At 68.9% G+C, this 20,434-nt stretch carries 25 protein-coding genes and 1 pseudogene; 7 read left to right on the top strand and 19 right to left on the bottom strand.

The window, feature by feature from the left end:
- Positions 1 to 292 precede the first annotated feature (292 nt).
- The 3 genes and pseudogenes from QMK30_RS22615 to QMK30_RS22605 form a co-directional block, all read right to left on the bottom strand.
- Positions 293 to 769, bottom strand: coding sequence for an Asp23/Gls24 family envelope stress response protein (locus QMK30_RS22615; protein WP_502963199.1), 477 nt, complete (start codon positions 767 to 769; stop codon positions 293 to 295).
- Between the two features lie 110 nt (positions 770 to 879).
- The gene (locus tag QMK30_RS22610) at positions 880 to 1,062 is read right to left on the bottom strand and encodes a hypothetical protein (RefSeq protein ID WP_283520120.1); all 183 of its coding nucleotides are present in this window, start codon (positions 1,060 to 1,062) and stop codon (positions 880 to 882) included.
- Positions 1,063 to 1,298: 236 nt separating this feature from the next.
- Positions 1,299 to 1,495, bottom strand: a pseudogene (locus QMK30_RS22605) (helix-turn-helix domain-containing protein).
- Positions 1,496 to 2,202: 707 nt separating this feature from the next.
- Between QMK30_RS22605 and QMK30_RS22600 the strand changes: the two are divergent.
- A complete protein-coding gene (locus QMK30_RS22600) occupies positions 2,203 to 2,616 on the top strand; it encodes a preprotein translocase subunit TatB (protein WP_283520119.1) in 414 nt (137 codons plus the stop codon).
- A gap of 564 nt (positions 2,617 to 3,180) precedes the next feature.
- On the opposite strand, the gene QMK30_RS22595 is transcribed toward QMK30_RS22600, so the two are convergent.
- Together QMK30_RS22595 and QMK30_RS22590 are read right to left on the bottom strand one after the other, a co-directional pair.
- Positions 3,181 to 3,441 carry a hypothetical protein gene (locus QMK30_RS22595; protein ID WP_283520118.1) on the bottom strand — a complete coding sequence of 87 codons (261 nt, stop codon included), beginning with the start codon at positions 3,439 to 3,441 and terminating at the stop codon, positions 3,181 to 3,183.
- Between the two features lie 274 nt (positions 3,442 to 3,715).
- The gene (locus QMK30_RS22590; RefSeq protein WP_283520117.1) at positions 3,716 to 3,919 is read right to left on the bottom strand and encodes a cold-shock protein; all 204 of its coding nucleotides are present in this window, start codon (positions 3,917 to 3,919) and stop codon (positions 3,716 to 3,718) included.
- Between the two features lie 493 nt (positions 3,920 to 4,412).
- On the opposite strand from QMK30_RS22590, the gene QMK30_RS22585 reads away from it, so the two are divergent.
- From QMK30_RS22585 to QMK30_RS22575, 3 genes are all read left to right on the top strand, one after another.
- Entirely contained in the window at positions 4,413 to 4,559 is a 147-nt protein-coding gene (locus QMK30_RS22585; RefSeq protein WP_283520116.1) for a hypothetical protein, read from the top strand.
- A 258-nt stretch (positions 4,560 to 4,817) separates the two neighbouring features.
- Positions 4,818 to 5,093: an isoamylase early set domain-containing protein gene (locus QMK30_RS22580; RefSeq protein ID WP_283520115.1), complete on the top strand. Its 276-nt coding sequence runs from the start codon at positions 4,818 to 4,820 to the stop codon at positions 5,091 to 5,093.
- A gap of 52 nt (positions 5,094 to 5,145) precedes the next feature.
- Positions 5,146 to 5,493, top strand: a complete 348-nt coding sequence (locus tag QMK30_RS22575) for a PRC-barrel domain-containing protein (protein ID WP_283520114.1) — start codon at positions 5,146 to 5,148, stop codon at positions 5,491 to 5,493.
- A gap of 195 nt (positions 5,494 to 5,688) precedes the next feature.
- On the opposite strand, the gene QMK30_RS22570 is transcribed toward QMK30_RS22575, so the two are convergent.
- Entirely contained in the window at positions 5,689 to 5,880 is a 192-nt protein-coding gene (locus QMK30_RS22570; RefSeq protein WP_283520113.1) for a DUF6381 family protein, read from the bottom strand.
- A gap of 787 nt (positions 5,881 to 6,667) precedes the next feature.
- Between QMK30_RS22570 and QMK30_RS22565 the strand changes: the two genes are divergently transcribed.
- Both QMK30_RS22565 and QMK30_RS22560 read left to right on the top strand, forming a co-directional pair.
- Positions 6,668 to 8,332 (top strand): serine/threonine protein kinase, encoded by a 1,665-nt coding sequence (locus QMK30_RS22565; protein WP_283520112.1) that lies wholly within the window; start codon positions 6,668 to 6,670, stop codon positions 8,330 to 8,332.
- A 97-nt stretch (positions 8,333 to 8,429) separates the two neighbouring features.
- Entirely contained in the window at positions 8,430 to 8,771 is a 342-nt protein-coding gene (locus tag QMK30_RS22560; RefSeq protein ID WP_283520111.1) for a hypothetical protein, read from the top strand.
- 191 nt (positions 8,772 to 8,962) lie between these two features.
- Here the strand turns inward: QMK30_RS22560 and QMK30_RS22555 are convergent, their stop codons facing one another.
- Positions 8,963 to 9,259, bottom strand: coding sequence for a hypothetical protein (locus QMK30_RS22555; protein WP_283520110.1), 297 nt, complete (start codon positions 9,257 to 9,259; stop codon positions 8,963 to 8,965).
- A 301-nt stretch (positions 9,260 to 9,560) separates the two neighbouring features.
- On the opposite strand from QMK30_RS22555, the gene QMK30_RS22550 reads away from it, so the two are divergent.
- On the top strand, positions 9,561 to 9,977 hold the full coding sequence (locus QMK30_RS22550; RefSeq protein WP_283520109.1) for a hypothetical protein: 417 nt from the start codon (positions 9,561 to 9,563) through the stop codon (positions 9,975 to 9,977).
- 114 nt (positions 9,978 to 10,091) lie between these two features.
- On the opposite strand, the gene QMK30_RS22545 is transcribed toward QMK30_RS22550, so the two are convergent.
- Genes QMK30_RS22545 through QMK30_RS22495 form a run of 12 tightly spaced genes read right to left on the bottom strand, consistent with a single transcriptional unit; the run spans position 10,092 to position 20,434 of the window.
- Positions 10,092 to 10,808, bottom strand: coding sequence for a DUF6390 family protein (locus QMK30_RS22545; RefSeq protein ID WP_283520108.1), 717 nt, complete (start codon positions 10,806 to 10,808; stop codon positions 10,092 to 10,094).
- Complete coding sequence (gene hypE / locus QMK30_RS22540) at positions 10,809 to 11,876, bottom strand: hydrogenase expression/formation protein HypE (RefSeq protein WP_283520107.1); 1,068 nt, start codon at positions 11,874 to 11,876, stop codon at positions 10,809 to 10,811.
- Positions 11,877 to 11,884: 8 nt separating this feature from the next.
- Positions 11,885 to 12,988 (bottom strand): hydrogenase formation protein HypD, encoded by a 1,104-nt coding sequence (gene hypD / locus QMK30_RS22535; RefSeq protein WP_283520106.1) that lies wholly within the window; start codon positions 12,986 to 12,988, stop codon positions 11,885 to 11,887.
- Positions 12,985 to 13,281 (bottom strand): HypC/HybG/HupF family hydrogenase formation chaperone, encoded by a 297-nt coding sequence (locus QMK30_RS22530; RefSeq protein ID WP_283520105.1) that lies wholly within the window; start codon positions 13,279 to 13,281, stop codon positions 12,985 to 12,987. Before QMK30_RS22530 ends, hypD begins: the two co-directional genes overlap by 4 nt.
- Positions 13,282 to 13,318: 37 nt before the next feature.
- Positions 13,319 to 15,880, bottom strand: a complete 2,562-nt coding sequence (gene hypF / locus QMK30_RS22525; protein WP_283520104.1) for a carbamoyltransferase HypF — start codon at positions 15,878 to 15,880, stop codon at positions 13,319 to 13,321.
- Between the two features lie 2 nt (positions 15,881 to 15,882).
- Entirely contained in the window at positions 15,883 to 16,395 is a 513-nt protein-coding gene (locus tag QMK30_RS22520; protein WP_283520103.1) for a hydrogenase maturation protease, read from the bottom strand.
- A 3-nt stretch (positions 16,396 to 16,398) separates the two neighbouring features.
- On the bottom strand, positions 16,399 to 16,605 hold the full coding sequence (locus tag QMK30_RS22515; protein ID WP_283520102.1) for a hypothetical protein: 207 nt from the start codon (positions 16,603 to 16,605) through the stop codon (positions 16,399 to 16,401).
- A gap of 17 nt (positions 16,606 to 16,622) precedes the next feature.
- Positions 16,623 to 16,742: a DUF6893 family small protein gene (locus QMK30_RS38875; RefSeq protein ID WP_434598798.1), complete on the bottom strand. Its 120-nt coding sequence runs from the start codon at positions 16,740 to 16,742 to the stop codon at positions 16,623 to 16,625.
- Positions 16,739 to 18,190, bottom strand: coding sequence for a hypothetical protein (locus QMK30_RS22510; RefSeq protein WP_283520101.1), 1,452 nt, complete (start codon positions 18,188 to 18,190; stop codon positions 16,739 to 16,741). Before QMK30_RS22510 ends, QMK30_RS38875 begins: the two co-directional genes overlap by 4 nt.
- On the bottom strand, positions 18,187 to 18,828 hold the full coding sequence (locus QMK30_RS22505; protein ID WP_283520100.1) for a DUF6084 family protein: 642 nt from the start codon (positions 18,826 to 18,828) through the stop codon (positions 18,187 to 18,189). Before QMK30_RS22505 ends, QMK30_RS22510 begins: the two co-directional genes overlap by 4 nt.
- Positions 18,825 to 19,478, bottom strand: a complete 654-nt coding sequence (locus QMK30_RS22500; RefSeq protein ID WP_283520099.1) for a DUF5947 family protein — start codon at positions 19,476 to 19,478, stop codon at positions 18,825 to 18,827. Before QMK30_RS22500 ends, QMK30_RS22505 begins: the two co-directional genes overlap by 4 nt.
- Positions 19,475 to 20,434, bottom strand: coding sequence for a NifU family protein (locus QMK30_RS22495; protein WP_283520098.1), 960 nt, complete (start codon positions 20,432 to 20,434; stop codon positions 19,475 to 19,477). The genes QMK30_RS22500 and QMK30_RS22495 overlap by 4 nt, the downstream gene beginning before the upstream one ends.

Below are 20,434 nucleotides of genomic sequence, written 5' to 3'. Positions count from 1 at the left end.
TGGCTGGGGGAGATGCCCCTGGTGTTCCTTCCGACGGCGGGTGGCTCCGCTCTGGCCGGCGCAGGGGGTGATGTGGTCGTGCGCTTGCAGCAGGGCGGCGCTCCTGAACCCCGGCCGGTACGCGTCCGAGGCCGTATGCCACCGGCGCAGGGCCGGGGGCCTCTCGCGAGACGCGGTGACGGGGGCAGAGCCCCGCCACCGGAGCGGGGCTCGTGGAGGGGGCTCTTCACCGCTCATACCTGCGGTTGGCCTGGCTTGTGCGGCGGTGAGGCTGTCGCAGTCGGCGGTGCGGTCACTGGAGGCGTGTATCCGGGGTTTCTTCGTCTTCCTCGTCCGGCAGGTGAACGTCGTTGACAGAAATGTTTACCTCGACTACCTCCAGGCCCGTCATACGTTCTACAGCCTCGATGACATTCTCGCGGACATCGCCGGCGACGTCGCTGATGGCGATGCCGTACTCGACGACCACCTCGAGGTCGATGGCGCTCTGGCGCTCGCCGACCTCAACCTTGACCCCGCGGGTGACGCTCGCGCGCCCGCCGGGAACCTTGTCGCGTACCGCGCCCACGGTCCGGGCTAGCCCGCCTCCGAGGGCGTTAATGCCCGCGACGTCCCTGGCGGCCATCCCCGCGATCTTTGCCACCACCCCGTCCGTGATCGTCGTCCTCCCGCGGGACTCGGGGGGAGCGTCTCGTCGGGTCCGCTCCACCCGCGGGCTGCTTGCGCGGGGCTCGGTCCTTCCTGCGGTTGCACTGGTCGGCTCCGTCACTGGAAGCCACCTCCTTAGCGGGGCTCGGGCTCTCGGAGCCCTTGGAATGGTGCAGCAATGCCTGCTCATTGCTTCGTGTGAACCGCTATGGCGGGTCGGTGAGCACGCGGTCACCGGAGCGTGCGCCGCCGCTTCCCCCGCCTGTGGCCCCGGGGCAGGAGGACAGCGGCAGCAGCGAGGGTGCCTACGAAGAGCAGCACGGCGACGGCCAGCAGATAGCCCAGCCCCTCGGCGGCCGCTCCAATGATCCCCAGCACGACGGCCACCAGGATCAGGACAACGACGAGTCCCATGGCACGATCACCTCCTCGGGGCACCACGCCTGCGGTTCATGCCACACCGGTCGGTGCAGGGGGTGTGCCCTTCCTCTACCAGCTTGCCTGTGCCGGCCGTGAGACGCGAGGCCGGGCGCGCCGCCGAGTGCACTGGAGGGGAGTCTCGGCGGCGCTCCTTCTCCTGCCACCAGGCTCAGGGGTGAAGACGGCCGAGGACAAGGTCATGCCGTTTCACGGTCCGATCACCCCGGCGTTCATTTCTGACGGCGGGTGGCTCCGCCCCGGCCGCGCAGGGTGACGCCGGCCTCAAGGAGGAGGTCGTGTGCGAAGCCGTAGGACCGCCCGTTGGCTTCGGCGAGGCTCGGATGGTCGCCCCGTCTTCGCAGCCCGCCCTGAGTTGGGCGGCCAGCTTGTCGCGCGCCGCGCCGGTGATCCGCCTGCCCTCGTCCATGTCCGGTCCCTTCGCCCATGCCGTTGATGGAGGGAGATCCTCGCGCACCCGGCCCGTATCCGGCGGAGAACCGGCCTGATCCATGCGGTGAGAGGCGAACAGCCGGAGACTCCTCGTACGAGTGCCGCGGGGGTTAACGACTACCGCGCTTCGGAGCGGCGAGCCACCTGACCGCCCACGCACGCAGCTCGATGCGGTGCCCCAGGAAGGCGGAAGCGCAGCTGCCGACCTCACATGTGCACGCCACCCACTTTCGGCCGTCCAAGGAACGGGGGGCTTCTCACATCTGAAGCCTTCTACTGTTTTTTATTGGACAGTTGTCGCGGGCAACATTAAATCGCCCCTACGGGTTCCTTGTGAATTCAGGACGTGCTTCACCTATCAAGCATGGCGTAATTAGGTCCACCCTTCGCGTCCAGTCGTGCGGCCTCACCTGCCGATTCCTCACCCCGCAAAAGGACAGCGCCGCTTACTGCGGCTGAGAATCGGCGTCGCAGATCGAGGGGCGACCGAAACTTCTTGTATGACATGACCAGGGAAGACGTGACGTCGGCACTTGCCCAGTCAGCGAGGACGCTATCCAGCTGAATAGCACCTTGGGAAAGAGAAGTGTCTGGCCAAGACTTGCGGAGCGAAACCCAAGGCAGAAATTCGGCGGCTCCTGTTGCCCCGTCTTTCCGCTGTGCGGACAACCAGAGGAGAAGACGATGTCCAAGCTTGCTCGACTCGCCGCCGCTACCGGTCTCGCCGCAGTTCTGGCAGCAGGGGCCGCCGCTCCGGCCGGGGCACAACAGCAGGCCGCCACCAGCCCGCACAACTACACGTGTTCCAACCAGGGCGGCGGCGCCAACCACACCGTCAACTGCTCCGGCCTGATCACCGTCAACAACGTCCTCAACGGCACCACCGTCAACGTCGGCGACCTCAACGTCCTCAACGGCACCCAGCTCAACGACCTTCAGGTCGCCCTGGCGAACGTCGCCGACAACAGCGTCAACCTCCCGGTCACCGTCCAGCTGCTCAACCTGGAGAACACCACCATCACCACCTACCTCCAGAAGTTCGGCATCACCGTCCTGCCCGTCAACCTCAACATCTGCGCCGGCAGCATCTGCGTCTGACCACTCTCGCCGCGGGCCCTCCCCCGCTACCGCAGACTGTCTCAGCCCACAACGAAGCGCATGGCGAACCGCTCCGTGAGGGCTGGTGGAGTGGCCAAAGCACTGGACGTCGGTCAATGACCTGGTGGCATTCAGGTCCACGCGGCCGTGCCCGCCGTGGTCTCCGGTCGGCCCCGAACACCGCAGCAACCTGAGCAACCTGAGCTCCGAACGAGGGAGGGGCGCACAGCGTCACGGCATACGCGCGAGCACCAACCTGGCATACGCCCGGGGCCCTCTACCGCCCCACGTGGTGACCACTTGATGAGGACACCGTCGACGGGCCGCACAGCACCTGTGCGGACCGTCGACGTGAGCGCAAAGCGAATCATCACATTCTGCAATATGGACTCGGCTTCACGGTGGCGCTGTGAGGTGTGCTTCTGCCGCTGGCGGCCGCATCGGCCGACTGGCTTGCCATGCGCGCCCCCAGGCACGCTCTGTGCCCTTCCGCCGCCGACAGCGGAAGAGCTACGCGATGACCTACTCGCAACGCCCATAGGGGAAGACTGCCACCGCGAGCGATCAAGTGAGCACGACTGCGAGCAGCGCGGACACCACCGTGGCCACCGCGACCGGCAGCATCACTGTCCTCGCCCGCTGGGTGAAACCCGATACGGCATCGCGGGCCGCGCGGGCACCGTTGCCTGCCGGCACGGCCACGTCCTGGTCTGAGCCCGCCAGAAGCGCGCAACACCACGGGCAGTCATCGCTCTCGCGGTCCAGCCAGTACGCACCTGCCAGCCGGGCGAAGACCACCGGCGCCCGATCGTCCACAGCATCCACGACGGCTCCAACGAGCCCACCGCCCCCCGGCAACGACCACCGAGCAACCCGTGATTGTTCTGTCACCCGGGCCACCAGATTCACACGTCAACAGATCAGGGCCGCGCAACCCGTTGCTGCGCGGCCCTGATCCTGTGCACCGCAGGCCCTGTCAACGACCCCCGCACGAAGGCGGGTCCCCGCCGTTCGGGTGAACCAGCCGAACAGCACCGGCCGCAGGGGCCGGTGGCACTCGCCGAGCGCCGTGCGCGCGGCCTGGGCAGAACTATGAAGATCAGGCCGGGGTGATGTTCTCCGCCTGCGGCCCCCTCTGGCCCTGCGTGACCTCGAACGTCACGGCCTGGCCCTCCTGAAGCTCACGGAAGCCCGAGGAGTTGATCGCCGAGTAGTGGGCGAAGACATCCGGGCCGCCACCGTCCTGCGCGATGAACCCGAAACCCTTCTCCGCGTTGAACCACTTCACACTTCCCGTAGCCATCCTCATGCCCTTCCAGCCAATGAACGCCTCCCCCAACGGAAGACGGAGGTAATCGCCCTGGCCCCTGCGACACAGCACAGCAAAATACCCACACCAAAGGCGTGGGCAAAGGGGAACTCCGAACCACGACAACTGACGCAAACGCTACACCTCATCACACCCCGTCACCACACGAAACGACCGCACCACAGAACCCGAAACGCGGCGCCCGCCAAAGCCCGGGCGCAGGCTCACCTGACCGGTTCGGTGGCCGCGTCGGGGAATCCTGCGTTGCCGCTGCGCTTCCTCGAACTGGTCCTGAAGGGTCTCGATATCATGCGCCCTGGCCAGCGCTGCCCCGTACCAGCCGGGCCACCTCGCTGGCGCGCAGGAAGCTGGGGGCGGCACTGGCCGTATCGAGGGCACCACGGGCCGCATTCCCGATCGTGCGACGGTCAGCAACCGGTTCTCCCGTGAACGCGATCAGCACCCATGGCCGGATGCACGTCATGGTGTGAACACCCGCTCTTCCCGTCCCTGGCCCGAGAGCGCGAACGCGGATGTGCTGCACGGTGCGACGGCCTCGCCGCAACACATCGAATCCATCGACGTCCCCGGCGACGCTGGGTACGACCGGTTCGTCAAGCAGCTTCACGGCTGAGAACGTCCTTCTCTTTCATTTCCGCAGTGGGACTCGTACGGCGCGTGTCGAGCTGAGCTCGGCTTCGATGCGTCCCTCGGGGTTGTGCAGGATCGTGTGCGTGCTCGCTGCACGTGTCGGGCTCGCTGGCCCGGCTTCCGAGCGTGAGCCCGTCCGGGGGCAGTTGGATCGGGTGGCGTAGTCCCATGCAGCCGTCACCTTCACAGCGGGCAGGGATCGTGAAGCCACTTGCCCGCTGATGTGAGGAGCTGACGTTTCATGCTGGAGCGCACCCGGCGCAAGAACCGCACCGAGGTCACGTTCGTCTTGCCCGCCGGCCGTCCGGCCGGTGAGGTCAGCGTGGTCGGCGACTTCAACGACTGGCAGCCCGGTATCCATCCCATGGCCGAGCGCCCGGACGGAACCCGGGCGGTCACGGTCACCCTGCCGGTGAAGGAGCGCCACGGCTTCCGCTACCTCGCATCCGGCGGCCACTGGTCCGACGAAGAGGAAACCGACGGCCACAACGGCCGCAACAGCCTCCTGCACACCTGACCCACCACACAGCAACAGCCACCCACTTCAAAACCAGAAGGAGACAACCTCAGTGACTGATATCTGGAGCTACCCCCCGGAGTCCCAGTACACGCCCGGCAGCACCCTGACCGGGTTCAAAGTCGAAGCCACCGACGGACACATCGGCAAGGTCGACGAGGCCACCGAGGACGTGGGCTCCTCCCACATCGTCGTCGACACCGGCCCGTGGATCTTCGGCAAGCACGTCCTGCTGCCCGCCGGGACCATCCTGAGCATCAACATGAACGAAGAGAAAATCCACGTCAGCCGCACCAAAGACCAGATCAAGGACGCACCCGAGTACGACAAGAACCGGCACCGCGGCGACAGCGAGTACCGCGACCAGATCGGCCGCTACTACGGAAGCGAACACCTCTGATCCTGAACCGGACGTAGCTCCCCACAACTACTGAATCAAACTCAACGAACGGGGGGCCCTGGGATCTCATGGCAGATCCCAGGGCCCCCCGGCATATCTCCGGACAGCGCTACGCCAGATCGATCGGTGGAGCCGGACGCGGTGAGGGCCGGTTGCGGTCTCTCGCGCAGCCCGCCACCGGTCCATACCGGGCTGCTACATGGGGTCGATGCTCTGGCCGCCTACGCCGCTCTCCTGCTGCTTGCTCTCCTCCTGCAGGCGGCGGGCCCTGTCCGTCAGCCGCTTGCGCGCCTCCGGGTCGGTGGCACGCTCGGCGGCCTCCTTCATTTCCTGGGCCTTGGCACGCATCTGCTGGGCGCGACCGCCGGATTCGCCTGCAACAGTCATGATCACTCCTGGAACTGGGGGGAGAGGACCTCACCAGCGAATCAGCGCCCCGGCGCCCGCGCATCTCCAACGGTCACTCACCGCTATTCCCGCAGCTCCGCCCCTACCCATCCGTGTGACGAACACGCTGCGCACCTCGTTGCTTGCGGCCCGGCGGGGCGGCGCGCGGAGTCGACTGCTGCGTCTCCATGCAGGCGGCGGAGGTGCTCCGTGCTCCCCACGCACGCCAGGGTTCTCGGGCCGCTCGATAGCCGCCGATCATCAGGGCTGGTTAGGGCGGTCAAGGGTGGGCGAATGCCCAGCACGGAGCGCCGTCGAAGGCGCCCTTGAGGGCACTGTCCAGCCCCACGCTCTGCAGTCGGGCGGCCCGTCACAAGCCGCGACCAACTGGGGAATTGCATGAACGCTCACACTTATTTGACGGCCGCGAAATTGGACGGCGGGCGCCCGGCCGGAGTCGCCTCCATCTGGCCGTTCCTCGCCCCTGGCTGCGTGAGAGGTATCGAAGCCGTCTGATCACGCGTATGCGATGTGAGGGGTCGGGGATGGGGCCAACTGTGTGGTGAGCCGGGGCTTGAAGGACTGTGGGGCGGCAGCCTGCGCACGGTGGGGCGGTGACCGGTTGCTAGTCCCAACCGGCGACGGAGGCTGACAGCCAGATCACCGTGGACCCCGCGACCATCCTCCGCTCCGGGCTGGGGTGGTGGGTACGCGTACTCATGACGCCCCGGCTTGGGGCGGGTAGTCTCCCGTCCGTGTGGGCGGCGAGTACGGGGTGAGGGGTTCGATGCGAGGCGGTTTGCAGCCACTGCGGGACGGCGACCCGCGGGTCGTAGGTGGTTACCTCCTTGAGGCGCGGATCGGGGAGGGTGGGATGGGCAGCGTCTTCCTCACCCGGTCGCGGGGAAACCGGCCGCTGGCGCTGAAGGTGATCCGCGCCGAGCATGCCCAGGATGACTCGTTCCGGGAGCGGTTCGTCCGCGAGGTGGAAGCCGCGTCCCGAGTGGCCGGGTACCACCTGCTTCCCGTGCTGGACTATGACTTGCACGGGCAGGAGCCGTGGATGGCCACCGAGTTCAAGCCGGGGCTGTCCCTGCAGGATCTGCTGAACCAGCACGGCGCCCTCCCCCCGGACGCCGTGTTGCAGTTGGTGGGCTGCGCGGCGCTGGCTCTGGCGGCGGTACACGCGGCAGGCTTCGTCCACCGGGATGTCAAACCGAGCAACCTGTTGATCACAGGCGACGGACCCTGGGTGATCGATTTCGGTATCGCCCGGGCGGCCGAGGCAACCCAGCTGACCGTGACCGGCGGTGTGATCGGCACCCCCCAGTTCATGTCGCCCGAGCATGCGCTCGGCCGGGAGCTGACCGCGGCCTCCGACGTGTTCGCGCTGGCGCTGGTCGCCGCGGTCGCGGCGACCAGCCGTCATCCCTATGGCGAAGCCCCCGGTCTCGGCATCGCTGCCCTCATCGCCTCGACCGCAACCAGACCACCCGACCTTGACGGATACCCACCCGTCGTAGGGCGCATCCTTCAGGTCGCGCTCACCGCAGTGCCCGAGGACCGCCCCACCGCCGAGGAGTTTGCCCGGCTGTGCAGCCAGGAATGCGGCAGACCCGTGCGCGACCTGGTGAGCTGGCTGCCGAACGAGGTGAGCAGCGACCTCGCCACCGCCGCCGCTGAAGCCGCCTCGTGGCTCAGCGCCCCGGCGCCGACTCCGACCCAGGTCGATTGGCCCCCGAGGGACGAGCGAGCGGGCGGGGCGGGAAGGGTTGTGCCACTGGGCGTGTTCGGGCCTCCGCCATCGGTCGATGCGCCGTCTCCGGGGACGGCTTCCAGTGCCGTACAGCCGGTTAGGCGACTGCGGGCGCTTACTGCTGTCGCCTCCGGTGCGTTGGCAGTGCTGGCGCTGGCAGCGTTGGCGACCTGGGCGATACAGAGACCGGACAGCCAGGGCAGGCCCGACGGCTCGGGGCACTCCCCCACCATGCCGCTCCCCACGAAGCAGTCTCCCTCGGCCTCAGCAAGCCCGGAAGCCCCCGGGGGCTACAAGCTGATCTTCGCCGAGCGGCCCTTCACCCTCGCGCCGCCGCCCAAGCCCGAGCAGTGGAACATCATCGATTTTGACCTCCCGCAGACCACCCTGTTCGAGCGAGGCAGCCTCCAGGGACCTGGCGAACTCATCTACGGCACCGACGGAATTTCCGGCAGCATCTTCTCCGTGGTGGGTAAGCGCACCACCGTGTGCGACCGCGCCGAAGAAACAGCCATGATTCCACACCCGCTGCCCGCGGCCGAGCTCCGCAACGGCCGCATCCTCAAAACCGGCCTCTTGCTCTGTTCCATCACCTCCAACGACAACATCGCGGAAGTACTGATCACCGAAGTCGTCCCAGGCCCGCAACTACCCACCTACAAAGGCCACATCACCCTCTGGAAACGCCCCCTTTAGCCCCGGAGCGTGACGACGAGACCGCTAAGGCCAGGCCAGAGGTCTGCCGTTCCGCTACCGCCAGACGTGGGCTCAGACACAACAAGGAGAGGGGTACATGCCAGCGGGCGACGTCATACATGCGTGCGCGTACGCATGGCCCCTGTACGGGCCGTTCCTGCTGATCGCCCTCGCGCTGACCGCAGTCACCACGTCGCGTCGCTGGCTGCGCCGGACAGCGCTCACCGTCGCCGCCCTGCTGCTTGTCGCGCTGGCAGATCTCATCCTGGTACCCCAGCCATGGGGCAACGCCTCCGATTCCCTCACCCGGGACGACTTTACCGGCCGACTCACCTTCTGGGTGGGTGTCTTCGGGCTGCTGCCCTTCCTCGTCACGTATCTGAAGGCGACCATCCGACGTCGCAGACAATGCTCCCGCCAACTACCCGAACCGCGTTGACCGCGAGGTAAGCGGCGATCCCGCCCGGATTCGACAACGGCTCTTCATGCCCCGGCGATCGTGTTCTGCGGATCGCCGCGGTGGCCCTGCGCGACCTCGGCCGACCGTTGACGATGCCGCCGATGGTCTCGCGCACAACAGCTGGTGCTGGGTCTGGGCCGGTGTCCGTACTTGTCACCTGCGGGCCCGGGTCACGGACCCTTCTGTTGGGTGAGGGCCACCGGACCGCTCGGGGGCCAGCCGTGGCCTGCCGGACCGGCAGCCTCAGGCCGGCTGCGGCGGGGCCGTGCGGGGTGCAGGGAAGGAGCAGTTGCTGCGCGGGAGAGCACCCGCATGCCCGGCCCCCGCGCGGTGTGGCCTCTGTCTGTCGGCACCATGACGTACAGCCGGTCTCTGATGTGGTCGGCGAGAACCGGATACCCCATCCGTACATCGGCGCCCAACCGGTCAAGGGCGTCCAGGCCGAGGCCGATCGGCGCGATGACCATGACATCCCAGGTTGAACCGCACCGCGCCCACCGGGTCGAGTCGTGGGTTCGGGGCTGTCGCGGAGGTCCACCATGGGCCGCCCAATCTGGTCCGGCGCCGTCTTTTTCGGCGCCGCGCCGGCCTCGTCTCGCGCGGCGTCGGCGTCGGCGGCCTGCTGGGCAGCCCGCTGACAGGCTGTTCCACCGCGACATCCCCAGCGTCCCACCGCCCGCCGCCGGCACGATCACGGTGAACATCGCGGCTCCCGAGGCCCTACGCAACCGGCCGACCGGAGGTTCGGAGCGGCCGACCCTGATGCGTATGACCGACTCCAGGCTGCTCGCCGCGCTGTCCGGGCGCCCTTACTACCGGGTGGGCTACACCTGGCGTGACGGCCGCGTCGACCCTGGATCGGGTGTCGCGAGCCTGGTCCGCTCCTTCGCGGAGCCGGAGCGGTTCGGCGAGGCAGTGCGCAAGAACCTTGCGCCCCGGCTCAGGCAGTCGTATCCCGAAGCGGTGCTCTCCACGTACACCGGGGTTTGGCAATTGGTGCCGGGACGAGTCGAACGTCTCAAGGGGTACGCGCTCTTCTGCGACCGGCCGGACGGGTCCAAGCGGTGCCTGGGGCGCCACGCGGTGGCAGTGACGACCGACCTGGAAGGGTATCCGGTCGGGGAACCGAAGGTGATCCGCGATGTGCGGATCGGCAACGGCTCGCTGCGACTACCTCCGGTGTGACGGCCCTGAGCGGTCGCGCGGCCCATGAAGGGGGGACAGCTCCGGCCGGGGAAGAACGTGGCGCTCTCGCCCCCTGCGGAGCATGCGTGGCCGACCCGGCACGCCCGGCAGCGATCACTGCGCAGGATCGGCGACCCGGCCGCGCTGCCGCTCCTCCAGCGCCTCGACGCGCGCGCACTGCTCCTCCGTGAGGATGTCGCACACCCAGTCCCAGTGCAGCGCCACCCGGTCCCCCGGGGCAAGCCCGTCGATCAGCGACCGGCCACCGATCGACCAGCGCACCACCTCCTGCCTCAGCGGCCCGGTCACCATGGCGACGCCGTCCAGCCGCAGCGGGCGAGATTCCACCGTGGCCGATGCACCGTCGACATGCAGGACCACACCGGTGCGGATACGGCACTGGTCGAGCACCAACAGGGCGGACTGGTTGCCGCCGGCCCGCAGCAGCCGGGCCCACGGATACACGTCGAACACCTGGAAGCTGTGGTGGGCGAGCGCGTGGCGCCCCGCCTCGCGCCAGGTGCCTCCGAGCTGACCGCGGAAGCGGTCCAGCAGCCGGTCGAGCAGCGCCGCGGGGTTCACCTGGTCCAGCAGCTCGTTGCCGATCCAGTACGCCTCGACCACACGCGCGTCGAGCGGATCGGGGAGCCCTGCCGACTCGGCGAGGAATTCGAGGTAGCACCATGCCCCGTCGAACTGCCGTGCCCGCCGCGCGATGCCGGCCGTCTCCTCGGGCCTGAGCAGGGCCGACGGGTCCGGAGGACCGCAGTAGCCGAGCTCATTGGGAGGGTAGGCGTATCGCGCGAACAGCAGCGCGCCCTGGGCGCTCATTCAGCAGATCCTCGGCAGTTGTTCGCCGATCGGCAGCCCGACGACACGGTTGCCACCCAGAGCGGTCTTGGCCACCACCATCCCCGGGTGGTCCGCCACACAGGTGCCGATCCGGCAGGCCGACCGCCCGAGTGGATGGGCCCGCAGAGCCGCCAGGACCTTGTCCGCGGATTCGGCGGGCACGAACGCGAGGAGCTTGCCCTCGTTCGCCACCTGGAGTGGATCGAGCCCGAGCAGGCTGCACGCGTCCCGTACGGTCTGTGGGATCGGCAAATCGCGCTCTACCAGTTCGACGCCGACGGTCGACGCGCGGGCGATCTCGTTCAGCGAAGCCGAGACGCCGCCACGGGTCGGGTCGCGCAGCACATGCAGGTCCACGCCGGTGGCGATCATGGCCGCGACCAGGCCGTGCAGGGGTGCCGTGTCGCTCTCGACTGTCGTGCCGAACTCCAGTCCTTCCCGGCAGCTCATCACCGCCACACCGTGCACACCGATGTCGCCGCTGACGAGCACTGCGTCACCGGCCCGCGCCCGGCGCGGGTTGATGTCGACACCGTCGGGGATCAGCCCGATGCCGGAGGTGTTGATGAAGACGCCGTCGCCGCTGGCACTGTCGACGACCTTGGTGTCCCCGGTGACCAGCCGTACGCCGGCGGCTTGGGCGGCCGCGCCCATGGCCTCGGCGATCCGGCCGAGTTCGCTCAGCTCGGTGCCCTCCTGGAGGATGAACGCCGTCGACAGGAACAGCGGCGACGCGCCCGACATTGCGAGGTCGTTGACGGTCCCGTTGACCGCCAGGTCACCGATCGACCCGCCGGGGAAGAACATCGGCTTCACCACGAACGAGTCGGTGGAGAAGGCGAGCCGGGTGCCGTCCCCCATCGGTAGGACGGCCGAGTCACCGAGTTCGGACGCCGCAGCCGCGCCGAAGGCGGGCAGGAACAAGTGCTCGATCAGCTCGCCCGACATCGCGCCGCCGCCCCCGTGACCCATCACGATGGACGGGGTGTCCCGCAGCGGTACGGGGCAGACCCAGCCCTCGAAGTCGAGGTCAGCTGTGTGTTGCATGGCGTCGGTCACTTCGCATCGACCAGTTCCAGTCGGCGGTACAGGTAGTAGGCGGCGCACGCACCCTCGGACGACACCATCGTCGCGCCGAGCGGGTTCCGCGGAGTGCACTGTTTGCCGAACGCGGCGCACTCGTGCGGTTTGATCAGTCCCTGCAGGACCTCTCCGGACCTGCACAGCGACGACTCGGAGGTGCGGATGTCGGCCACGTCGAACCGGAGCTCGGCGTCGAGATCGCGGTACTTGTCGGACAGTCGCCAGCCGCTGCGCGGGATCATCCCGATGCCGCGCCACGTCCGGTCGGTCACCTCGAAGACATCCCGCAGCATCTCCATGGCGGGGACGTTGCCCTCCTCCCGGACGGCGCGCGGGTAGGCGTTCTGGACTTCGTGGCGGCCTTCTTCGAGCTGGATGATCGTCTGGCGGATGCCTTCGAGGATGTCCAGCGGCTCAAACCCGGTGATGACGACGGGGACCTTGTACTTCTCCGCCAGGGGGGGATATTCCGACGTGCCCATCACGCTGCACACATGCCCGGCGGCGAGGAACGCCTGTACCCGGCAGGCGGAGGACTCCATGATGGCTGCCATCGCCGGCGGCACCAGGACGTGGGAGACGAGCAGGGAGAAGTTCCGTACTCCGAGGCGCTTGGCTTGGTAGACAGCCATCGCGTTGGCGGGCGCCGTGGTCTCGAACCCGATCCCGAAGAAGACGACCTCACGGTCCGGGTTCTCCCGGGCCAGCTTCAACGCGTCGAGCGGTGAGTACACGACGCGCACATCGCCGCCGGCGCTCTTGACCGAGAACAGGTCCTGGCTGCTGCCCGGCACGCGCAGCATGTCGCCGAAGGAGCAGAAGATGACGCCGGGGCGGGCGGCGATGGCCAGTGCCCGGTCGATGATCTCCAGTGGGGTCACGCACACCGGGCAGCCGGGGCCATGGATCATCTCGACTTCCGGGGGAAGCAGTTGGTCGATGCCGTGCCGGATGATCGAGTGTGTCTGGCCCCCGCAGACCTCCATCAGGGCCCACGGCCGCGTGGTGGCGGCGTGGATCTGGTCCAGGAGCTTCTTCGCCAGATCGGGATTGCTGAATTCGTCGAGGTACTTCACTTGTCCGCTCCTTCGGGGAACTCTTTCTGCTTGGCGGCGAGTTCGAACCCGTCGCCGAACTCCTCCGCCAAAATCCCGAGCTTCTCGAAGTTGGCCAGCGTCTCCTGCGCCGATCGTTCGTCGAGGCGCTGGATGGCGAATCCGACGTGCACGATGACGTATTCACCGATCGTTACGTCGGGGATGTACTGGAGGCACACCTCTTTGCGTACTCCGCCGAAATCGACCTCGGCCATCAAGGCGCCGTCGACTTCGGCGGTACTGAGAACACGCCCCGGAACTGCCAGACACATGGTCCCTCTTCTCTGTGAATCCCTGGTATCCGTGGGATCAGCCCGCGGCGGCGATCAGGAGCTGACCGAAGGCGATCCCGCCGTCGTTGGGTGGCAGCAATCGTGGCCGCAGGACGGTGAAACCCCGTTCTATGAGCGTGCGTTGGGCCGCTTCGAGGAGGACGGCGTTCTGGAAGACACCGCCGCCCAGCGCCACCACGTCGAGGCCGGTCTGTATGCGACAGACCTCCGCCAGGCTGGCGATGAGAGCGGCGACGGATGCGTGGAAACGCGCGGCGATCAGCTCCGCGGGGACCTCGGACCGCACGTCGGACACCACGGCGCGGATCACCGGCCCTGGATCGGCGATGACGGGCTCCCCGGCCTCCGTGGGGCCGATGCCGAAGGCGTAGCCGTTCCCCGGGGGGCCGGCTCCGGCTCCGGCCGACCGGGCCAGCCCCTCCAGTTCTACGGCGGCTTCCGCCTCGTACCTCACCGTGTGCCGCACACCGGCCAGGGAGGCGACGGCGTCGAAGAGCCGGCCCATGCTCGACGTGGGTACGCAGCCGAAGCCGGTCGTGAACTGGTGCGCCAGTACGCCCCGTTCTCCGGCCGGGCAGGCGCGCACCGCCGGAATTCCCTCGTCCCAGGCGACCGAGGCGGCGTGCAGGTGGGCGAGCGCCATCCGGTACGGCCGCAGCACACTCGCGTCGCCGCCCGCCAGCGGCACGTACCCGAGGTGCGCCGCCCGGCGGAAGGACTTGTAGTTCGCGACCAGGACCTCCCCTCCCCACACGGCTCCGTCGGTCCCGTAACCCGTTCCGTCGAAGGCGACGCCGATCACGCTCTCCGCCGGACCCAGGCCGTGCTCTCCCATGACGGAGGCGATGTGGGCGTGGTGGTGCTGCACCGTCCGCACCGGACGGCCGTTCGCGTGCGTCCGGGCCCAGTCGGCGGACCGGTAGTCGGGGTGGCGGTCGGCGACCCATTGCGCGGGCTCGACCCCGGTGAGGTGCTCAAGGTGTGCCTCGCTGCGGGTCAGGGCCTCGACGGTGGACAGGTCGTCCATGTCACCGATGTGCTGGCTGACCCACGCGTAGCGGCCTTCGCCCAGCGCGCAGGTGTTCTTCAGGTCCGCGCCGACGGCCAGCATCGGTGGGACGTCGAAGGGCAGGGCGAGGGGCAGTGGCGCGTAGCCGCGCGACCGGCGCACCGGCAGCTCCGCGCCGGCGACGAACCGACTCACCGAGTCGTCGCACGGCACATGGATCGCCCGGTCGTGCCGCAGCCAGGCGTCGGCCAGGGGGGACAGTTCGACCAGTGCGCGGGCGTCGTCGGTGACGATCGGCTCGCCGGCCAGGTTGGCGGACGTCATCACCAGCACATCGAGGTCCGGACGATCGTCCCCGATCCCGAAGAGCAGTGTGTGCAACGGGGTGTAGGGAAGCATCAGTCCGAGGTCAGGGCTGCCTGGTGCCACCGCGTCGGCCACTGCTGTCGCCGGACGGGCCGGCCTGCGGCGTAGGAGCACGACGGGGCGGCGGACCCCGGTGAGCAGCGCCTCCTCGTCCTCGGTCATCGTCACGAGCTCTGCGGCGACCTCAAGGCCGCGGATCATGAGCGCGAAGGGCTTGCCTCCGCGCTGCTTGCGCCGCCGCAGCTCCGCCACGGCCCCTTCGTTGCGGGCGTCGCACGCGAGGTGGTAGCCGCCGAGCCCCTTGACGGCGACGATCCGACCCTCGGCGAGCAGTTCCCGCGCCGTTTGCAGCGCGTCCCCGTCCGTCTCCGGCGGATCGGCGGGGCCGGCGTCCCTGCGGATCAGTTCGAGCCGGGGCCCGCACTGGTGGCAGGCGATCGGCTGGGCATGGAAGCGCCGGTCGCCAGGATCGTCGTACTCCGTGCGGCAGGCATCGCACATGTCGAACGCCGCCATGGTGGTGGCGGCCCGGTCGTACGGCGTACCGGTGATGATGGTGAATCGGGGGCCGCAGTTGGTGCAGGTAATGAAGGGGTGGCGGAATCGCCGGTTCGCCGGGGTGCTCATCTCGTCCAGGCAGTCGGGGCATGTGGCGATGTCGGGTGAGACCAGCGTGCGGGTCCGACCGTCTTCGGTGGAATCCTCGATGGTGAAACCGGTGCCGCCACGCGTCGGGTGTTGCGACGCGTACACGGACTCCACCACAGCCAGGGGCGGCGCGTCCGCCCGGAGCCGTCGGCCGAACTCCTCCACCGCGGCGGCTTCGCCCTCGACTTCGGCAATCAAGCCCGCGCTGGTGTTGGCCACGGTGCCCGAGAGCGCGAGATCCGAGGCGGTGACATAGACGAACGGCCTGAAGCCGACCCCCTGGACGACGCCGCGCACCTCGAAGCGGCGCCGGACGCGGGACGGGCGGGACTGCCCCATCATCTCCAGCTCCGAGAGGGCCTCTCGCGCCTTGGCCTCGTCGATGACCTCCACCGCGAAGCCCATGTGCAGCAGTACCCAGTCGCCGTCGGCCGGGGGCTCGTCGAGCATGCCGATATTGACGCGCCGCTGCGCCCCCTCCACGTCGACGAGCGCGAGCTGACCGGCGTATCCGTCCACGATCTCCACGACTCGACCGGGAATGCCAAGGCACATGATCAAGGGCTCCTGGGCTCTGCGGGCAGGACGATCTCTGCGAGTTCGGCCGATACCAACCGCCGGACCAAAGTGCGTACGGCGTCGACCGCCCCGGGTACGGCGGCGCGGACTGCCTCGCTGAGGCCGATCCCCTCGTCGACATCGGCGGGGGTACAGCCCACGAGATAGGTGACCGGAAGACTACCGCCTATTTGATCCAGATTTGCCAGAACTGACACCGGATTCATGCCGTGTGCGTCGAATTCGCCGCTTCCGAGGTCTTTCACGCCGATTTCGAGCAGCGACAGCTCGCCGGGAGGGCCGCCCCCCGGGTACGCGTCCACCAGGACCAGTGCGTCGTACCCGTCGAGCAGGTCGTACGCGAGGTGCATGCCGCGGATGCCGTAGTCGGTCACCCGGACCCTTGGAGGGAGGTCACCGGGCGCGGCCATTCGCCGTACTACCTCCGGGCCGAAGCCGTCGTCGCCCAGGAAGAGATTGCCGATGCCCGCCACGAGCACGCCACCGGCCATCGGTCAGCCTCCGCCGGACTGCAGGTCGGGGGCGTCCGGATGGGACGCCCCCTGCGGGTTGACGGAGGTGTCGGACTCTTCGTCGCCCTCGCCCGAGGGCCGGTCGACGGGCCCCCCGGACGGTTCGTCGGACCCGGTGTTGCGTGACCCCTTCGGGCCACGCGCCTCCTGCGGCTCTTCCTCGACGTCCTCGGCTGGTGTGTCGGTCATGGTGTCCACTTCCTCGCTCACATCGAACGCATGCGCAGGTACCGGCGGATGTCGGGGATCGACATCACTCCGACAACCAGGGCGGCAGCCGCCGCGACCGCGGCCACACCGGTGGTGATCATGCCCAGGATCCTCATGGTCGTCTCTCCTCTCGGGGTTCCGGGGGGGCCTCGACGGGCAGCGGTTCCAGCTCGTCGGGTGCGAAGTAGAAGTAGCGGCCGTACCAGTCGTGCAGATCGGCCGCGGGGTCGTCGACGAGCACCAGCGCGACATGCGTCGCCCCGTCGACGTCGGAGAGTACGGCGGTCACCCGGGCCACCTGGCCGGCGAAGAACAGGTCCTGCGCGTCGGCGCGCCTGGAGGGGTGCACTCGGACCAGGCTGCCCTTGGCGACCCGGACGCCATCGATCACGACCGCGTCGGACGCCGGGCGCACCAGGGCATCGGCCGCCGGGTCCCACCAGGGTGCGCCGCCCGTGTCGAAGGGGGCCGGCTCAGCGTCACGGAGACCGGCGATTCCCCTGCCGGGCGCGGGCGTCGGCGCGTGCGGATCGCGAAGCAGGCCGTGGAGCTGTTGCAGGTCCGCGGCCGACATGGCGTCGCAGCGGTCGATGATCTCCCGCGCCCGGGGGTCGGTGGCGCGCGCCTCGGCCTTCTCCTCCTCCGTCATCGTCATCACGCGCAGCGTCAGGATCTCGTCGATCTCGGTGGAGTCGAAGAGGGCGCCGGCGCTCTGCTCGGCCACCTCCGGGTGGTCGTACAAAATGATCGGCGCCCCGAGCACGGTGTCGGTCGTCCCTTTCGCCCCGGCGAGTACGGGCCAACAGCGGCGCTGGCGGCAGCGGGCAGCGGCAGCGGCAGCCTCGGCCGGGGGCTCGAGCAGGGAGACGAAGGGGACGCCGTGCGCCTGGAGGATCAGGTGTGAGCCGATCAGTGAGGCGCGAATCGCGGCGTCCTTGCCGACCGCCGTACCGGCGTGCTCGTTGTCCACCGTCACCGACAGCCGCACGAAGCCGCCGTCTGCCGTCGACCGGGTGCGGATCCGGACCGTCAGGGGCTCGCGGCGCCGCACGATGCGGCCCACCGGCGTGCCGTGCGTGTCCGTCAGCGGCTCGATGTCCTCCCCGCCGGGGATGGTGTGCAGATGGTCGGACGGCTCGGCCAATGGCACGGTGGACAGGGCGACTTCCCGCTCCACGGCCTCGTCCCAGCTCAGCACCGACACACCGTCGACGTTCAGGGCGCCGACCGCGGTGTGGCTGCCGTCCTCGCCGCGCCGCCACACCTCGCGGACCTGCAACTGGAGAAAGCGCAGATGGACCGTGACCGCCGCCGGCGTATTGCCGGGGGCCGACAGCAGGCATTGCATCTCCATGCCCGGCTCCTCGCCGAAGCTCCCCGGCGCCGCGGACGGCGGCCCCAGGACCCCGAACTGCCAGCGCGACTGGTTCTTGTGCGAACTCGCCCGGTACGGATACAGCAGGTAGCCCTCGTAGAGCACCGCGTCGGCGACCGTACGGACATGGTCCAGGACCACCGGCCCGGTCGGGCCGGTCGGTTCGATCCGGCTGGCGAAACCGTTCACGGGACCACCTCGCCGAGGTCCGCCAGCAGGGTGCTGACCGTCTCGTCCCAACTGATCAGCCCGCGCCGCGCGCGGAAGTCCGCGATCCGGTCGATGACATCCTGGTCCAGCCTGATCCAGCCGGAGTTCGGGAAGTGCGACGCGATCATCTGCCGCCACACCGCGACCGGCATGAGATGACGGGCCTCGCAGTCCCAGGGCACCTGGCGCACCCCGAAGCCCGTACTGCCCTTGGTGAACACTGTGCCGGAGAAGAGCAGAGTGAGGGGCACCTCGCCGTCTCCGAGGGCATGCAGGTACCGGGAACCGATCACGTCGAAGTCGTATGTGCAGGGCAGCGCGAGATCGACCTCCGTGGCGCCTGCGAATCCCTGCACGGTGGCGTTGCACTGCATCCACAGGAACGGTTTCAGGGTGTCGGACCATCGGTCCCGCTCGCCGAACAGGCCACGCAGTCCTTCCCGTTCGGTGTCGTCGTAGTGCCGGCGCTGAGGCTCGATACGGACCTGGCAGCGCAGCACGATGGCGTGGATCCGCTCGCCGGAGCCCTCTTCGATCCGCAGCCGCGCGGTCAGTTGCGGCGCGACGGTGTACGGCTCGGCGAAGACATCGAGCACGGAGAAACCGAGGCCGGTCATGACGGACCGGCCATGGCTGCGGGGCGGCTGCGTTCCCGCACCTGCGCGAAGAACACATCGATCGCCTGATGCGCCTCCCGGCCGCCGTCGAAGCCGCGCCACAGCGTTCGCAGCCTGCCGACGAGTTCGTAGCAGGTGTCGATGGGCACCAGGTGGCACGACCCCTCCGGCCCGTCCGATAGGCGCACCAGCAGGGCCTCGACGTCGGGGAGCAGCACCGCCAGCTCCGGGTTGGCCTCGACGATGGTGTCCCAGGCGTCCAGCGGCAGTTCCGACTCGGTGGCGCCGGCCGGCCCCGGGTAGAACGCGATGGTGCGCTCCTGAAGGGAGTTGCGGAACAGGAATGCCAGCCCGACCGGGATCTGCAGCTCGTCCCAGGTCCGTTCGTCCAGGGTGAGACCGCCGAAGTGCAGGTAGCGGTCGGGAACCGCCCGGTAGTGCAGGTGCGCCCGCTGGTCGCTGAACAGGAGATAGCAGGGCCGGCACGCGCACATCAGGGCGCGGCTGTCCAGGTTCACTACATGTGAGTGCTCCGGGCCGACCGGCTCCGCGCACATCTCGCAGCGCTCGCCCGCGACCGGCTGCGGACGCCTGCGAGCGATCCGCAGCAGGGAGGCCGCGGGGGACGACGCACAGCTGCGGATGATCATGTCGCCACCGGTGTGGGGACAGCGATCGAGACGCTCGCACCGTCCGCGAGCAGCGGCAGCGGGTCGAGATGCAGCCCCTCGTCCTCCGCGCAAACGCCCGCGCGCCGCACGTCGTAGTGCGCACGGCAGGCGGGGCAGCGCAGCACCGCGTCACCCGGGGCGCCGCCCAGCCGCCGGGCCAGTGCGGCGCCCTCCAACGGCTGGTCACACCGGGCGCACCAGTCCCGGAAGGCGAACAGATCTGCGCCGATCCGGCAGGCCAGCACCTCAACGCCGCCCACGGTGAGCCGCGCGACGGCACCGGATTCCAGAGCGGTCAGCTCCGGTACACGCTGCCACGACGCGCCTGCCTGGCCGGGAGCCGGCGCGGCCTCGTGCAGCCGCGAGAACAGCGCGTCAACCGGTACCACCGGGCCAGAGGCGCCGGACGGCTCCTCTGCGGCGCTCTCCACCTCGATCGTGGTGATCTCCGGAGCCGCTGCCTCGACGGCGCCCTGCACGGCCAGTTTGAGCGTGGCCGAGGAGGACGGACAGCCGTCGCAGCTGCCCAGCAGCCGCAGCCCGACGACACCGTCATCGGTGACGCCGAGCAGCTCCACATCCCCGCCGTGGGAGCCCAGGTACGGCCGTACGGTTTCCAGCGCCTTCTCGACCCGCGTCTCCACGCTGTAGGGGTGCAGTCCGTGCACCAGCAGGAGACTGGCCACCAAGTCGTCGGCGGCCAGGGCGGCAAGGGCGCCGTCGTCCAGTCGGCCCTGCTCATAGAGGACATCGAGCAGCTGCTCAAGTCCTGCGCCGTAGAAATCGGTGACGAGCCGGACCAGTTCCTCGCTGCGTTCACGTGCGACGGCGCCGCCCGACGCACTGGCGGCGATCAGGGCGTCGATGCGGTCGCCCGTCGCGCGCCAGTCCGAGGAAGCGGGATCGGGAGCCGCCGACGCGGAGCGCTCGGTCAC

Source organism: Streptomyces sp. H27-C3, assembly GCF_030063415.1.
Lineage (GTDB): Bacteria > Actinomycetota > Actinomycetes > Streptomycetales > Streptomycetaceae > Streptomyces.
Note: the sequence above shows the minus strand (reverse complement) of the source record. Positions and strands in the feature narration are given on the sequence as shown.